This is a genomic window from Actinomadura rugatobispora, assembly GCF_042656285.1.
Lineage (GTDB): Bacteria > Actinomycetota > Actinomycetes > Streptosporangiales > Streptosporangiaceae > Spirillospora > Spirillospora rugatobispora.
Genome location: NZ_JBHSON010000020.1, coordinates 85,166 through 99,878, shown reverse-complemented (window position 1 = coordinate 99,878; position 14,713 = coordinate 85,166). Strand labels below are relative to the sequence as shown.

The 14,713-nt window shown below is 71.7% G+C and carries 14 protein-coding genes; 1 reads left to right on the top strand and 13 read right to left on the bottom strand.

The genetic code is table 11. The annotated features are described in order from the left end of the window. Positions 1-66 precede the first annotated feature (66 nt). From ACFPZN_RS16520 to ACFPZN_RS16475, 10 genes are all read right to left on the bottom strand, one after another. Positions 67-600, bottom strand: coding sequence for a GTP-binding protein (locus tag ACFPZN_RS16520; protein ID WP_378282893.1), 534 nt, complete (start codon positions 598-600; stop codon positions 67-69). A gap of 82 nt (positions 601-682) precedes the next feature. Then, a complete protein-coding gene (locus tag ACFPZN_RS16515) occupies positions 683-1,057 on the bottom strand; it encodes a DUF742 domain-containing protein (RefSeq protein ID WP_378282849.1) in 375 nt (124 codons plus the stop codon). Positions 1,058-1,067: 10 nt separating this feature from the next. Continuing rightward, complete coding sequence (locus ACFPZN_RS16510) at positions 1,068-1,466, bottom strand: roadblock/LC7 domain-containing protein (protein WP_378282848.1); 399 nt, start codon at positions 1,464-1,466, stop codon at positions 1,068-1,070. Positions 1,467-1,501: 35 nt separating this feature from the next. Beyond that, the gene (locus tag ACFPZN_RS16505) at positions 1,502-3,937 is read right to left on the bottom strand and encodes a sensor histidine kinase (RefSeq protein ID WP_378282847.1); all 2,436 of its coding nucleotides are present in this window, start codon (positions 3,935-3,937) and stop codon (positions 1,502-1,504) included. Positions 3,938-4,596: 659 nt separating this feature from the next. Next, the gene (locus ACFPZN_RS16500; RefSeq protein WP_378282846.1) at positions 4,597-4,791 is read right to left on the bottom strand and encodes a ferredoxin; all 195 of its coding nucleotides are present in this window, start codon (positions 4,789-4,791) and stop codon (positions 4,597-4,599) included. Between the two features lie 71 nt (positions 4,792-4,862). Next, on the bottom strand, positions 4,863-6,101 hold the full coding sequence (locus tag ACFPZN_RS16495) for a cytochrome P450 (RefSeq protein ID WP_378282845.1): 1,239 nt from the start codon (positions 6,099-6,101) through the stop codon (positions 4,863-4,865). Positions 6,102-6,157: 56 nt separating this feature from the next. Further along, the gene (locus ACFPZN_RS16490; RefSeq protein ID WP_378282844.1) at positions 6,158-7,051 is read right to left on the bottom strand and encodes an SDR family NAD(P)-dependent oxidoreductase; all 894 of its coding nucleotides are present in this window, start codon (positions 7,049-7,051) and stop codon (positions 6,158-6,160) included. A gap of 580 nt (positions 7,052-7,631) precedes the next feature. After that, positions 7,632-9,152, bottom strand: coding sequence for a class I adenylate-forming enzyme family protein (locus tag ACFPZN_RS16485; protein WP_378282843.1), 1,521 nt, complete (start codon positions 9,150-9,152; stop codon positions 7,632-7,634). A 132-nt stretch (positions 9,153-9,284) separates the two neighbouring features. Continuing rightward, positions 9,285-10,130, bottom strand: coding sequence for a hypothetical protein (locus ACFPZN_RS16480; RefSeq protein WP_378282842.1), 846 nt, complete (start codon positions 10,128-10,130; stop codon positions 9,285-9,287). Then, a complete protein-coding gene (locus tag ACFPZN_RS16475; protein WP_378282841.1) occupies positions 10,127-11,296 on the bottom strand; it encodes an aromatic ring-hydroxylating oxygenase subunit alpha in 1,170 nt (389 codons plus the stop codon). Before ACFPZN_RS16475 ends, ACFPZN_RS16480 begins: the two co-directional genes overlap by 4 nt. A 161-nt stretch (positions 11,297-11,457) precedes the next feature. On the opposite strand from ACFPZN_RS16475, the gene ACFPZN_RS16470 reads away from it, so the two are divergent. Further along, entirely contained in the window at positions 11,458-12,612 is a 1,155-nt protein-coding gene (locus ACFPZN_RS16470) for an acyl-CoA dehydrogenase family protein (RefSeq protein ID WP_378282840.1), read from the top strand. A 102-nt stretch (positions 12,613-12,714) separates the two neighbouring features. On the opposite strand, the gene ACFPZN_RS16465 is transcribed toward ACFPZN_RS16470, so the two are convergent. Genes ACFPZN_RS16465 through ACFPZN_RS16455 form a run of 3 tightly spaced genes read right to left on the bottom strand, consistent with a single transcriptional unit; the run spans position 12,715 to position 14,626 of the window. After that, positions 12,715-13,899, bottom strand: coding sequence for a thiolase C-terminal domain-containing protein (locus ACFPZN_RS16465; protein ID WP_378282839.1), 1,185 nt, complete (start codon positions 13,897-13,899; stop codon positions 12,715-12,717). After that, positions 13,896-14,324 carry a Zn-ribbon domain-containing OB-fold protein gene (locus tag ACFPZN_RS16460; RefSeq protein WP_378282838.1) on the bottom strand — a complete coding sequence of 143 codons (429 nt, stop codon included), beginning with the start codon at positions 14,322-14,324 and terminating at the stop codon, positions 13,896-13,898. Before ACFPZN_RS16460 ends, ACFPZN_RS16465 begins: the two co-directional genes overlap by 4 nt. Next, complete coding sequence (locus tag ACFPZN_RS16455; RefSeq protein WP_378282837.1) at positions 14,321-14,626, bottom strand: hypothetical protein; 306 nt, start codon at positions 14,624-14,626, stop codon at positions 14,321-14,323. The genes ACFPZN_RS16460 and ACFPZN_RS16455 overlap by 4 nt, the downstream gene beginning before the upstream one ends. Positions 14,627-14,713: the final 87 nt, after the last annotated feature.

Sequence of the window (14,713 nt, the reverse complement as noted above, 5' to 3'; positions counted from 1 at the left end):
ACTAAAGCTTATAGATTATTGTCACTGTAATCCCCGGACGGGGCGGAGGCAAGGAAGGCGCCCCTTCTAGGCCAGATCCAGGGCATGCTCGACGAGGCTGATGAGCACGCTCTTGGCCGATGCCCGCTGCCGCACGTCGCACAGCACGATCGGGATCCGCGGATCCACGTCCAGCGCCGTGCGGATCTGCCCCAGCGTGTGGCTGCGGGCGCCCTCGAAGCAGTTGACCGCCACGACGAACGGGATGTCGCGCTGCTCGAAGAAGTCGATGGAGTCGAAGCTGTCGGCCAGTCTCCGGGTGTCGGCCAGCACCACGGCGCCGATCGCCCCGTAGACCATCTCGTCCCACATGAACCAGAACCGCTCCTGGCCGGGTGTCCCGAACAGGTAGAGCGCGATCCCGTCGTTGAAGGCCAGGCGGCCGAAGTCCATGGCGACGGTGGTGGTGGTCTTGCCCTCCACCCCTCGCAGGTCGTCCACGCCGACGCTCGCGTTCGTGAGCGCCTCCTCGGTGCGCAGGGGGCGGATCTCGCTCACCGCCCCCACCAGCGTGGTCTTGCCGACGCCGAACCCGCCCGCCACCAGGATCTTCAAGGCCATATGGTGGCCGCCCGCGGCGGGCAGGGACTCCCGCCAGTCACCGGTGCCGAGCGGATCGGAGGCGGACAGGGACGAAGGGGTGTCAGAGGGCGCGGAGGTCATCGAGAACTCTCTGGAGGATTTCGGGGGACGGTCGTTCGGCGAGGGGGGCCGAACGCTGCTCCTCCAGCAGTCCCTGCTGGAGGAGGTCGGACAGCAGCACGTGCACCACGCCCAGCGGAAGGTCCAGCTCGGAGGTCAGGTCGGCGAGCGCCACCGGGGCACGGCACCGTTCGAGGATCAGCCGCTGCTCGTAGGAGGGCCGGGCCCGTTCCCCGGGCGACCTGCCGGTCGCGACCAGCATCGTGATCAGGTCGAGGCGGATGCCCTGGGCCCTGGCGCGGCCTCGGGTGAACGCGTAGGGGCGCACGAACGGCCCGGTGTCGGCATCGGGCCTTCGTTCTCTCGGCGTGTCCATGTCCGGGCGCTCATGTCGCGTCGCGCGACGAGCCGGCCAGGCCCGCCCTGGGCGCGGTGGACAGCTGCTTGCGCATGCGCTTGATGAGCATCGTCATCTCGTAGGCGACCATGCCCGTATTGCCGCCCGCGTCGCTCAACACGGCCAGGCAGCTTCCGCTGCCCGCCGACGAGACGAAGAACAGCGCGTCCTCCATCTCCACGATGGTCTGCCGCACCAGTTCCTTCCCGAAGTGCTCGCGCGCGCCGTTGGCCAGGCTGTTGACCCCGGAGGAGATCGCGGCCAGATGCTCGGCGTCCTCCCGGCCCACCCCGCGCGAGACCCCCATCACCAGACCGTCGCGGGACAGCAGGACGGCCTGCCTCACCTCATCGACACGATCCACCAGGTCGTCCAGCAGCCAGCTCATGTCCGCCGTCGTGGGTCGGGTCGTACGTTGCTGCGTCACAGGTCACCCCGGTCCAGTCGTTCCTCGAACACCGTCGTTGCGTCCTCGTCGTCCTCACGGCCGGCCGACCACCCGGCCTGGAGCGAGGACAGCAGATCGCGGTTGTGCTCCGCCGGCCTCTCCCCTGGTGTCTCGTCCAGGGCCGGTTCCCACCCGGGACGCGACGCCGACCTGCGGTGACGCGGTCCGGGGGCGCGCAGTTGCGGGGCCAGGTGCCGCTGGCGGCTGCGCCGCGGCAGCCCACCGGTCTCGGCGTCGAAGCCCCCGCCCCGGCGGCCGTTCTTTGAGGGCCGTTCATCGTGGCCCGCGTCCTCGGACTCGGGTGTCGCGACGGCGACCGGGGGCGAGGACGGCCTGGGGGCGTGGTGCCGCCCGTCGACCTCGAACCGCCCTTCCGCGGGGCCGGAGGGCGCCAGGGCCGCGACCGCGCCACCGCCGATGGCGGCCCCCTTGTGCTCGATCTGCCTCGGCTCCCGCCCTGTGGCCGCTCCGTGCACGGCGGGCGCCTCACCAGGGGCCAGCAGGTCGGTGGGCAGCAGCGCGACGGCGGTCACTCCCCCGTACGCCGACCGCTGCAGGACGACCTTGATGCCGTGCCGGACGGCCAGCCGGGCCACCACGAACAGCCCCAGCCGGTCACTGTCGGCCAGGTCGAACTCCGGCGGGTCGGCCAGCCGCCGGTTGGTCTCCGCCAGATCGTCCGGGTCCATGCCGACGCCGCGGTCCACCACCTCGACGGCCAGCCCGTTGCCCACGAGCTCCGCGCGTACCAGCACCTCGGTCGTCGGCGGCGAGTAGGCGGTCGCGTTCTCGATCAGCTCGGCCAGCAGATGCACGACGTCGGCGGCCACCGCCCCCTGCACCCGCGCCTGCGTCAGCGCCATCACGTCCACCCGGGCGTAGTCCTCGACCTCGGCCAGCGCAGCGCGCAGCAGGTGCTCCACCGGGACCGGCTCCTTCCAGCCCCGGACGTTCTCCTGGCCGGACAGGATGACCAGGCCCTCGGCGTGCCGCCGCATGCGGGTGGTCAGGTGGTCCAGGCGGAACAGGTTCTCCAGCTCGTCGGGATCGGTGGCGCGGCGCTCCATCGCGTCCAGCATCCGCAGCTGCCGTTGCAGCAGCGACTGGCTCCGCCAGGCCAGGTTGATGAACACCCGGCTGATGCCCGCCCGCACCTGCGCCTCGCCCACCGCGGTCTCGATCGCCGTGCGCTGCACCGTGGTGAAGGCGTCGGCGACCAGGGCGATCTCCTTGGTGCGCCCCGTCCTGATCGGCGGTGCCTCGTCGGCCACCGCGACCTCCTCGCCGCGGCGCAGCCGCGCGACGACCCTGGGCAGGCGTTCGCGGGCCAGCTCCTGGGCCGCCTTCTGCAGACCGCGCAGCTCGCGGGACAGGCCCCGGGCGAACTTCAGCGACAGCACGACGGAGGCGAGGACCACCAGCAGCCCCAGCCCGCCGACCAGCACCAGCCGGTACACCACGCCCCGGCCGGCCGACTCGGTCTGCTCGGTCAGCTCGGCGGTGGCGGCGAGGGTGCCCTGCCACCACTCCTTGATCACCGCGGGCTGCGTGGCGCGCCATTCGGCCAGCGTCGCCTCGGAGACCCTGCGGTCGCGCGAGGCCGCGATCGCCTGCTCGAGCCGCTGGTAGCGGGCGAACTGCGGCGACCGGGAAAGCCGATCGAAGGCCTGGCGCACGGCGGCGCTCGGGCCCGCGAACGAGACGCCCGTCAGATGGCGGCGGTTGGCGGCCGCCTCGACGAAGGCGGTGTGCGCGGCGGCCGGGATGCGCCCTCCACGGATCTGGGCCCCCTGGAGCAGCGCGTCCTCGCGCATCATGAAATCCTGCGCCCAGTTGACGTCCACCAGCGTCTGGGTGGTCTGGTGCACCTCAACGTCATCGGCCGTGGCCAGATTGCTCAGCGCCCTGTTGGTACTGTCGAACAGGGCGTTGTACTGGCCGATGGCCGCCAGGGGCGCGATACCGCCCGAGGCGATCTGGGCCCGGAGCGGACCGAGCCTGCCGTACTCGCGGTCGAGGTCGCGCAGGAAGCGGAGCGTCCTGCCGTCCGCGACGTCCCCGGCCGCCGGAAGGGACTTCGCGCGGAAGGCCGCCAACGCGCCGTCCGTGCCCCGCTGCCCTACCCGAAGCTGATCGGCGCCCTGCGCTCCCCGCGTCCCGAGAACGGTGGCTGCGGCGGTCCGCTCCACCTGCAGCGCGTTGCCCACCAGCCCGATCGGGCGGGCCACGTCGTCCACGGTTCTGGTGAACTCGATCCGGTCGAGCGCCGCCCCCAGGGAGACGGCCGCCGCGAAGGCCCACAACCCCACCAGCGAGAGCAGCGGAACGACCAGCAGCAGACCGATCCGGCGCCCGACGGGACGCAACCGGACCCGTTCGGCGGAACCGCCTTCTTCCTCGTTCTTCGGCACGTGAAAACTCCATGGATCCGACAGGCCCACAGCTCTGGACGCCACATGTTTCACCTAAAGCCAATAGAATGCAAGCGGTGACTTCACGTGGCGGCGAGAAGAGCGGGAGCTCCACCAATGAACGCTTCGGGCGACAATCTGCAACCGAGCCGCGCAACGCTGCGCCAGGAGCGGCAATGTGCGCGGGCAGCGCATTCGCCGTCCCGCATGTGACCGTTCCTGGCCAGTCGCTCGACCGCGGGCGCTGCGCCTACCCGGTCGCTACATTGAGCTCCGACTCGAAACCGGCGAAGGCATCGGAGCCGACGCGGCCTGATCTCGATGATCGCGCCCTTTTTAATCTCATCGCCCACGTTTGCTCGCCGGCCGCGCGGGCAGCGCTTCTCGGCACCTGGCCCAGCCGCCCAGGACGGCCGCGGGAGTCTCCGCATCCGAGCCGTCCTCTCACGGCGGCGGGGCCAGGAGCGAGGTGGAGCCGCGCCGAGCGCGGATGCCCTTCCCGCGACCTCGGCGGGCTCGTCGGCGTCGAGCAGGAACCCGGCGCCCGAGTCGTCCAGGCCGGTGTGCAGTCCGGCGGGCCGGAACCTGCTGTTGAGCGGCGCCAGAACGGCGCCGGGTCGTCCAGAGAGGGCTGCCCTACCACGTTGCCGGCGCCGACTTCAGGATTCGGTCGCGACGACCAGGACGGCGCGCTCGGGGCAGTTCCGCCGCGCCCTGCTCAGGTCGTCCAGCGACGCGGCGTCGGCGGCCTCGGCGACGACCACCGGGTAGCCCTCCTCGTCGGGCTCGAAGATGCTCGGAGCCGCCTCGTAGCACCGTCCGTGCCCGGCGCACGCGTCGCGATCAACCGTCACACGCGGAGCATGATGTTGCTGGGGCATCGGCCCGTTCCTCCCTCTCACGCCTTGCTGGGGCGGGGTCAGCGTCAGGTCTGCTCGGGCGTGAAGACGATCGGCAGCTGGACGACTCCGCGGACCTGGCTGGAGTGCGAGACCGAAGGCCGCTGCGGATCCAGGCGGTAATCGGGGATGCGGCGGTGGATCTCCTCCAGGGCGATGCGCAGTTCCACCCGGGCCAGGTGCGACCCCAGGCAGCGGTGCGGACCGGACCCGAACGCCAGATGCCGGTTGGGGGACCTGCCGATCCGCATCGCCTCCGGCTCCGCGAACTCCCCGGCGTCGCGGTTGGCCCCGGCCAGCAGGACCAGCAGCTGGTCTCCGGCCTTGAGCCGGACGCCGCCCAGCTCCGTGTCGCGGGTGACGCGGCGCCCGGCGGCGACCGCCGCCTCCAGGCGGAGGATCTCCTCCACCGCGTCCGGAACGCGGGCGGGGTCGTCGATGAGGCCACGGCGCTGCTCAGGGTTGGCCGACAGGTGCATCACGCCCCAGGCGAGCGATCCCTGCACGGTGTGCAGACCCGCGATGAGCAGCAGGAAGAACATCCTGGACAGTTCCTCGTCGGTGGGGACGCGCTCCCCGCCGTCCGCCTTGAGGGGCGTGTTGATGATCGCCGCCGTGATGTCGTCACCGGGATCGTCCATGCCGCGGCGCTCGGCGATGACCTGGGCGAAGTAGCCGAACATCCGCTGCGCGGCGTCCTGCCGCGCGGCGTTGCTCTCCTCCTCGCTCGCTCCCGGCTTGCCCATCAGGGCGATGTCGGTCATCTCGCTGAACATCGGGGCGTCCTCCAGCGGCCAGCCCATCAGCGTCAGGAACACCGACGTCGGCAGCTCGTGGGCGAACTCGGAGACGAACTCCGCCTCGCCCCGCGCGGCGAAGCCGTCGATGAGCCGGTTGACGATCCCGCGGATCCGCGGTTCCAGGGCCTTCATGCGGACCGGGTTGAACAGCGGCTGGAGCGCCTGCCGGTAGGCGGTGTGCTCGGGCGGGTCGAGTTCGAGGGGGATGAACTTCCCCGCCCCGGCGTCCACGAGGTTGTTGGGGTGGCTGGAGAAGGTCGCCGGGTCGCGGAGCACCTCGTGCACCTCGCCGTAGCCCGTCACCAGCCAGTGGCCTCCGTGCGCCGTCGAGTAGACGACCGGGCCGCGCGCGGCGAGCTCGGCGATCCTCTCCTGCATGACGTCCACGGGGGCCGCGAGCGAGGGGTCGTAGATGTCGAAGTCCACCCTCAGGTGCTCGGGCGCGTCGGTGATGCCGGTGGTCATTCTTTCCGCTCCTTCGTCTGCCTGCAGGTTGCCTGTTCGACGTTCGCCGGGCGCTCCTACTGGCCGCCGTCGACGGCCGCGGCCGCGGCGGCCGCCGCGTGCGGGCCGTCCTCCTCGAAGACCATCGCGACGCGTGACAGGGTGCCCCCGTCGGTCGCGGGCAGGCAGACGCCCGACATGTAGGCCGAGTCGTCGGAGGCCAGGAACAGCACGACCTTGGCGTTGTCCAGCAGCGACGGCGGACGGCCCAGCTTCAGCGGGATCGGCGAGTAGGCGGGGTTCCACTCGCCGGCCGTCTCCTCGTAGGACTGGCCGACGACGGGGGCGCCCGGTTCCATCAGGAAGTTCGGCGACATCCCGTGCGTGGGGAGGAGGGCGTTGACGCGGATGCCGTACTTGCCCAGGTCCAGCGACAGGCCGCGGACGAGGCCGTTCACGCCGGCCTTGGTGGCGCTGTAGAGCGCGATGTTGTGGTAGGCGACCAGCGAGGCCGCGGACGAGGTCGCGACGATGGCGCCGCCCCCGTTGCGGCGCATCGCCGGGACGGCGTGCTTGCACGAGTAGAAGACCCCGGTGAGGTTGACCCCGAGGACCTTCTGCCAGTCGGCGTCGGTGAGGTCTTCGAACTCCACGTGCTCGCCGCCCGCGACCGAGGGGACGCCGCCGCGCGACACCACGCCCGCGTTGGCGAACATGACGTCCAGCTTCCCGAACTCGCTCTCGGCGGTGGCGACGGCCCGCGCGACGTCGGCCTCGACCGCCACGTCACCGGTCACGGCGACGGCCGTGCCGCCGGCCTGCTCGACCAGCTTCACCGTCTCCTCGGCGCGCCCGGCCAGGATGTCGAACACCACGACCTTCGCGCCCTCGGCCGCGAACAGCTGCGCGGTCCGCCGCCCCAGCCCCGATCCGCCACCGGTGATGACGGCGACCTTGCCTTCGAGTTTCATGGCACCTCTTCTCGGTACGACACACGGCGAACTGGACACTGCACGACAGAATGGACACCGAACGGCGGCATAAGGATCTTCGTCTGCGCACCGGGTCCCGCGGCGAAGCCGGCCTATTCCCTCTCGATGCGATTTCCGGCCTCGTCGTCGGAATTGGACACTCGCGTCCCCTTCTCGCACCAGGTTCGCTGTCGGGCGGCGGCGCTACGGGCTCCCGGCCGAACGGCGCCCGTTCGCCCGCGCGCCGTCGCGTTGCGAATTTAACTTAAGCCTATAGTTTTAGAGCGTCAAGGCGTCTCGGGAATTCGACCGGTTCCGGTACTGCGGCACGTGCGGGCGAGAGACCGATTTCGCGACCGGTCCGAGAGGCGAAGGAGTTCACCGGAGCCAGGCATGGCCACAGCGGCCGTCGGCACCGCCGGAGGCGCGACTGCGGTCGCGTCGGTCGGGGCGCCGATGCGGATCCGCGTTCCGGCCAGGGGCAGCCCGGCATCGCCGGGCCGATTCCTGGCTTCCTCGCAGCGAGTGACGGCGGCCAGGCCCTCGCGGGAGATCCGCGGTGCCGCGCGTGCTCGCCGTCTCAGCGGACCTTGGGGTGGGTCCGCGGAAGATCGGCGTAGGTCTCGCGCAACCGCCTTTTGGCGATCTTCCCGCTGGGCATGCGGGGCAGATCGGAGTCGACGAGGACCACGTACCGGGGCACCTTGTAGTCGGCCAGCCGGGCATTGCAGTGCTCGACGACCTCGGCCACGGTGAGCGGGCCCTCGGCGCGGATCAGAGCCGCCGGCGTCTCCCCGAACTTGGGGTCGGCCACGCCGATGACCGAGACCTCGCGCACCTGCGGCAGTTCCTGGAGCACGTTCTCGATCTCCAGCGGCGCGATGTTGAGCCCGCCGGAGATGATCATGTCCTTGATGCGGTCGACGAAGGTCAGGTAGCCGTTCTCGTCCAGGACGCCCAGGTCGCCGGTGCGGAGCCAGCCGTCCACGAGGGCCTCCCTGGTGGCCTGCTCGTTCCCCCAGTAGCCGGGCATCATCCCGGGGCCGCGCAGCAGGATCTCGCCCGGCACGTTCGGCGCGCAGTCCGCCCCCTGGAGGTCGACCACCCGGATCTTGGTGAAGATGCCGCCCCAGCCGCACTTCTCCGGATGCGCGGCGGTCTCGTCGCGGGGCATCGCGGTCGCCGAGCCGCCGATCTCGGTCTGCCCGTAGATCTGCCGGAGCGAGACGCCCTTCTCCTGCCAGGTGCGCAGCAGTCCCGGCGGCACCCGCGCGCCGCCGACGTGGGCCGTGGTGACGCTGGTCAGGTCGGCCTCGGCGAAGCCGGGCGCCGCGGCGATCTGCTCGAAGACGATGGGCGGGCCCGTGATGGTGGTGACCTTCTTCTCCGCGATCACCTCGACCGCCCGGGCCGGTGCGAGCGAGGGCTGGAGCAGCAGCGTGCCGCCGTGCAGCAGGCAGCGGGCCAGGCCCCAGATGACTCCGGCGGCGGTGAACAGCGGCAGCACCAGCAGGACGCGCAGCCCGTTCGGCTCGATCGGCTCGATCAGCGCCCACTCGTGCATCTCGCCCGCGATGCTGCGGTGGGTGAAGATCACGCCCTTGGGCCGCCCGGTCGTGCCGCTGGTGAAGATGATCGCGGTCGGCTCGGAGAGCTCGCCGACCGGGGCGGCGACCGGCCCGTGGCCGCCGTCGCGCAGCCTCGCCACGTCCTCGAGGACGCCGATCTCGAACGTCGGCCGCGCCCGGTGCACCTCCTCGAGCCGGTCCCGGAGGGCGGCGTCGCAGTAGACGGCGGCCGGCTCGCAGTCCTCGACCAGCGCGGTCAGCTCGCGGGACAGCATGCGGTGGTTGAACGGAGCGACGATCGCGCCGAGCCGCCACGCGCCCAGGGCCACCGCGCACCATTCCAGGCTGTTGCCTCCCAGGATGGCCACCCGGTCGCCGGGGCCGACGCCCTTGGCCCGCAGTTCGGCGGCGACGCCGTCGGCCCAGTGCGACAGCGCGCGGTAGGTGACGGCGTCGCCGTCGAAGTCGACCGCGACGGCGTCGGGGACGATGCGGGCCCACCAGACCAGCGCGTCGTTGACCGTTCCGCTCATGGCTCCTCCCCTGCCTTCAGGCAGGCTCGATCCGAGGGGCGCCGTCGGCGGGCGGCCCGGAATGTGCTCTGCCTCACACGGCAGTGAATCTAAAAGCATTAGCCGAGGTTGGCAATACCCAAGCCGGGATTCTTAGGATTTACCCAGCTCACGGGGCTTGCTCACGGCGTAGAGGACATCGTCCTGGGTCCGCTGGAAGCCGAGGAGGCGGGCCGACCGCACCGCCCGGGGCAGCGCCGGGTCCAGGCCCGCCTCCACGGCCTGGACCCCCTCGTCGCGCAGCAGTGCCAGGGCGCCGGCGGCCAGCGCCGACCCCGTACCGGCGCCCTGGACGGCGGGGACGACGGCGCGCAGGACGCCCGTCCGCAGGCGTTCGACGGTCCGGGTCCCGCGCTCCAGCCAGGCGTACCCGGCCGGTGCGCCGCCGGGACCGCCGGCATAGAGCAGCCGGGCGGAGCCGTCGCCGGGCGGCCGGTAGCGTTCCGGCAGTCCGGCCGCCCGCCACAACCGGCGGGCGGGCCCGGGATCGGCGCTCTCGGTGAGGGGCACGGCGGGCGGCGGCAGCGGCGCGGCGTGCGGCCCGGACAGCGGCCGCACGCTTCGCCAGATCCGCGCCCTCTCCGTGCACCCGAACCGCCTCGCGAGCCGCTCCGCCGCGGGATGGTGCCCCTCCGCCCAGCCATGGGCGCCCGGCAGCCCCGCGCTTTCCAGGACGGCGGTGGCCACGCCGTTGGAACGGGCGTCGGGATGGACGATCAGGGTGCCGCATTCCGCGCCGTCCAGGTGCAGGTAGGCGACGAGCGGCGCGGCGGGTGCGTCAAGGCGGACGAGCAGGTGGCGGGCACCGGTGCGGAGGGCCGGCGGCACGATCCGGGAGAACCCCGCCTCCTGGTCGTACTCGGAGCAGGCGCGGGCCAGGTCCTCGGCCTCCTCCAGTTCGCCGCCCGTCAGGTGGCGGCGCCAGAACGTGCCGATCACCGCGTGCCGGACTCGGTGAGCCGTCTCACCTCCCGGTGGAAGATCTGGTTGACCACCTCGTTGCGGCCCAGCACCATGCCGCCCGCGTCCGCACTGGACACCGCCGTCTGGCTGGCGCGCAGGAGCGGGAAGTCCTCGGCGTGCAGGACGTCGAGCAGGATCTGCCAGTTCTTGTTCCAGCGCTTCTCCCACTCGGCCTCGCTGAACCCGGAGGCCTCCACGGTCGGGACCAGGACCCGCATCTCCATCCGGCTCCGCCCGGGATCGGCGGGATGGGGGCGGAAGGTGAGCAGCTGGAAGTGGTCGGGCTGGCGCAGCAGGGTGCTGTTGGGGCCGACGAAGTGCGACTCGGTGACGTGGCGGCCGAGGTCGGCGTCGCCGGGGTCCTCCTCCAGGAAGCGGTCGATGCTCTTGCGCGGCGACAGGAACCGGGCGTGCCGGCCGTAGTCCTCGACGGCCAGGACGTTGGTGTGGATGATCTTCCCGGCGGTGTTCGGATGGGCGAACTTGATGTGGTAGCCGTCCAGGAACGCGTCCTGCATGATCTTCCAGTTGACCGGCTCGTCGAAGCCCTCGGCCCGGTAGTTGACCAGCGCCTCCATCCGGTAGCCGGCGAGCGCCGCGTCCATCTCGGGGCCGAGCCAGGCGGCGACGTCGATCGCGGCCGAGGCCGAGTCGACCAGCCAGACGAAACCGTGCCGCTCCTCGGTGGGCAGTTCGACCAGGCCCGAGGCCGCGTGGTCCAGCTCGCCGAAGGTGTGGTCGTAGGTGACGGAGCGCAGGCTGCCGTCGGTGTCGTAGGACCAGCGGTGGTACGGGCAGGAGAAGAGGCGGCACCGGCCGGACGGCCGCTCCTCCAGGAGCGCCCCGCGGTGCCGGCAGGCGTTGACGAACGACTTGACGCCGCCGTCGCGCTGCCGGACCACGATGACCCGGTTGCGGGGCATCGTGAGGGTCAGGAAGTCACCGGGGCGGGCCAGTTCCGAGGAGTGCGCGACGATCGACGGCACCCGCCCGAAGATCAGGTCCCGTTCCCTGGCCGCCGCCTCGGGGTCGGTGAACTCGCGCGGCCCGAACGGCCGTGTCGCCTCGAGCTTGTCGGTGTCGTCCGCGCGCAGCAGATTGAGCAGCCGCCCGATGCGGTCCTGCCTGTCGCCGGGGGCCATGGGCGCCTCCTTCTGTGGATGCCTACCCCACAAACCTAATACCTTGAGATTTATAGGGCAAGATGGCGCGAACGGAAGGCCCGTCTTCCAGCTTTTATGACAACCGAAAACCTACTAACGTTAGATTGACCCGACCCCGTATACGCCCCAGGGAGCGTGCTGTGGAGAGCGACCTCTTCGAGACCGACCACGAGGACTACCGGCGGACCGTCCGCGAGTTCGTCAAGCGGCAGGTCGTGCCGCGGATGGAGCAGTGGGACGCCGATCGGCTCATCGACCTGGAGACCTGGCGGGCCGCCGGGAGGCAGGGCGTTCTGGGCCTGCCCGTCCCCGAGGAGCACGGCGGGGCCGGCGAGCGCGACTACCGCTACCGGTGCGTGGTGATGCAGGAGATCGCCCGGGTCGGCGCGGCGGCGCTGCAGTCGGGGTTCACCACCAACGACGACATCGCGCTGAGCTACCTGCTGCGCCACGCGGACCGGGAGCAGCGCGGGCGCTGGCTGCCCGGCTTCGCCACCGGCGAGACGATCGGCGCGATCGCCATGAGCGAGCCCGGCGCCGGCAGCGACCTGCGCGGCATCGGGACCACGGCGGTCCGCGACGGCGACGACTGGATCCTCGACGGTTCCAAGACCTTCATCACCAGCGGCATCCTCGCCGACCTGGTCATCGTGTTCGCCCGCACCGGACGGGAGCACGGATCGCGCGAGTTCAGCCTGTTCGTGGTGGAGGACGGCACGCCCGGCTTCAGCAGGGGCCGCAAGCTCGACAAGGTCGGCCTGCACGCCCAGGACACCGCCGAGCTGTTCTTCACCGGTGCCAGGGTGCCCGGGGCCAACCTGCTCGGCCAGGTCGGCGAGGGGCTGCCGGCCCTGATGCGCAGCCTGCCGCTGGAGAGGCTCGGCATCGCGCTGGCCGCCCAGTTCTCCGCCGAGGCCGTGCTGGAGTGGACGGTCGAGTACGTCCGGCAGCGGCGGGCCTTCGGCCGCCGGATCGGCGACTTCCAGGCGCCCGCCTTCAGGCTGGCCGAGCTGAGCACGGCGGTGGAGGTCTCCCGCGCCTACCTCGACCGCTGCGTCCGCGCCCACAACGCGGGGACGCTCACCGCCACCGACGCCGCCAAGGCCAAGCTGTGGGCGACCGACCTCCAGCACGACGTCATCGACACCGGCGTGCAACTGCACGGCGGGTACGGCTACATGCTGGAGTACCCGGTGGCCAGGGCCTTCGTCGACGCGCGCATCCAGCGCATCTACGGCGGCACGAACGAGATCATGAAGGAGATCATCCAGCGCGAGCTGATCGGACGGCCGTAGCACCGTCCGATCAGCGGGGGCCGGGAGCCGGCCACCGCCCGGCCAGGTGGATCGACTTGCCCGAGTGGTGCGGCTCCCGGCCCTCGGGCCCGTTCTCCGCCTTCAGAGCACCTCCTCGTGACCGAAGAGCACTGAGCTGACCAGCGGCGCCATCGGCCCGCCGATGAACAGCGAGGTCCTCGCGCCCGCCACCTGGTTCACCGAGGTCCCCCGCACCTGGCGGACCGCCTCCACCGCCAGGCCCATGCCGTTGACGAAGGAGTCGGCGATGTTGCCGCCGCCGGTGTTGACCGGCAGCCGCCCGCCCTGGGCGATGAGGTTCTCGAACGTGAGCACCTCGCCCGCGGCGGGCCCCGGCGGGCAGAGCCCGTGGTCGATCAGCGACGCGACGGCCGCACCGCTGAAGTTCTCGTACGCCTGGACGACGTCGACGTCGCCCGGGCCCAGCCCGGTCGCGTCCCACAGCCGCCCGGCGACTCCCCTGCAATCGGTACGCTCGCCGTATCCCGCGGTCGCGTAGTCGGTGTCGTTCTCGGTCTGCGACGAGTAGCCGCCCGGGGCTCCCTGGGCTCCGCCGATGACATAGGCGGGGTCGGGACGCAGAGCGCGGGCACGCTCGGCGGAGACGAGGATCAGCGCGACCGCCCCGTCGCTCTCCCGCGAGCAGTCGTACAGCCGGAACGGTTCCACGATCATCCTGGCGGCGGCGTACCCCTCCTCGTCGAGCGGCCGCCCGTAGCCCGCCGCGGACGGGTTGTTCTGGGCGTGGTGGTAGGCGGCGAGCACCAGGGCGCGCTGGGCGCTCGCGGGCACCCCCTCATGCTCCAGCATCCGCTGCGTGCGAAGCGCGCAGACCTGTGCGGGCGCGCCGACACCGTGGGCCAGGTAGTGGTGGTCATAGAAGTACTTGGCGTAGCCCAGCCGCCCGGTGTCGCTCTGGGCCATGGGCCGGTAGGCGACGACGCACTCGGCCTGGCCGGTCGCGATCGCGGTGGCGGCGGTGGTCACGGCGGCCGCGGCCCCGCCCCCTCCGCCGCCCCACACCATGGTCGACCAGCGCAGTTCGCGGATGCCGAGATCGGCGCCGAGCACCGGGCCGCTGAGGTCCCCCCCGGCGTAGGAGACGAAACCGTCGATCTCGCGGGGCGAGATCCCGGCGTCGCGGCACGCCTCCACGATCGCCTCCAGCACCAGGCGGTGCTCGCCCGCCGGAGCCTGCCCCCGCTTGTAGTGCAGGTCCGCGACGCCCACGACGGCCGCCGCGCCGCGCATCGGCGAGGGGGTCACGCGAGCGCCCCTTCCGTGCGGGAGGCGAGCCGCCAGCGCAGCAGCGGCCACGCGGCATCGGCGGGCCGTTCGACGTGCCCGGCCAGCCGGTCGCCGATGCGCACGTCCCGCCCCTCACCGGTCAGCAGGCCGAGCAGGCGCACGCCGCCCGCGTGCGGCAGTTCCACCACCACGGTCACGTACGGGGTCAGCTCCGCGAACTCCGCCATGTACGGGTGGTGCGTGCGGCACCACGAATAGACGGTCCCGGTCGCGGGAACGCCCTCCCACACCAGCTCGAAACCATGGCATTCCGGGCACATCCGGCGCGGGCCCCACAGCCACGTGCGGCAGCCGGCACAGCGCTGGATCCGCAGCTCACCCGAGCGCAGGCCGTCCCAGTACGGCGCGTCCAGACCGTCGGCGGCCGGACCGCAGGGGATCACGAGGCGTCCTGGACGGGGAAGTTCTCCAGCCGGGCCGCCAGCCACTCGCCGCCGTGCTCCTCCCAGATCGAGCGCAGCCCGATCTTTCCCTCGGGCGTGGTGTAGACGGTCTCCCCCACCCAGGTGTCGCCCTCCTGCCGGACGTCGACGATCCGCAGCGAGTGCACGACGCGGCCGGGCACGGTGACCCCCTCGAACACCTGCGGCAGGTTCTCCTGGACCATCTCCGCGAGCGCTGACCTGACGTCCCCGTTGAGGACGTGCTGGACGTGCCGCTCGTAGCGGGCACGGAAGTCGGACATGGGCCCTCCAAGTCGCCGGGAAGTCCCCTTAGGCTAACGCCATTAGATTAATTGCGACAAGATCCCACCTCAGGATGATTCCGGGTG

Bases quoted from the DNA above. Each gene is read 5' to 3' on its own strand.
- ACFPZN_RS16520 (WP_378282893.1), bottom strand. From the start codon at position 600: ATGGCCTTGAAGATCCTGGTGGCGGGCGGGTTCGGCGTCGGCAAGACC.
- ACFPZN_RS16515 (WP_378282849.1), bottom strand. From the start codon at position 1,057: ATGGACACGCCGAGAGAACGAAGGCCCGATGCCGACACCGGGCCGTTC.
- ACFPZN_RS16510 (WP_378282848.1), bottom strand. From the start codon at position 1,466: ATGAGCTGGCTGCTGGACGACCTGGTGGATCGTGTCGATGAGGTGAGG.
- ACFPZN_RS16495 (WP_378282845.1), bottom strand. From the start codon at position 6,101: ATGACCACCGGCATCACCGACGCGCCCGAGCACCTGAGGGTGGACTTC.
- ACFPZN_RS16490 (WP_378282844.1), bottom strand. From the start codon at position 7,051: ATGAAACTCGAAGGCAAGGTCGCCGTCATCACCGGTGGCGGATCGGGG.
- ACFPZN_RS16485 (WP_378282843.1), bottom strand. From the start codon at position 9,152: ATGAGCGGAACGGTCAACGACGCGCTGGTCTGGTGGGCCCGCATCGTC.
- ACFPZN_RS16475 (WP_378282841.1), bottom strand. From the start codon at position 11,296: ATGGCCCCCGGCGACAGGCAGGACCGCATCGGGCGGCTGCTCAATCTG.
- ACFPZN_RS16455 (WP_378282837.1), bottom strand. From the start codon at position 14,626: ATGTCCGACTTCCGTGCCCGCTACGAGCGGCACGTCCAGCACGTCCTC.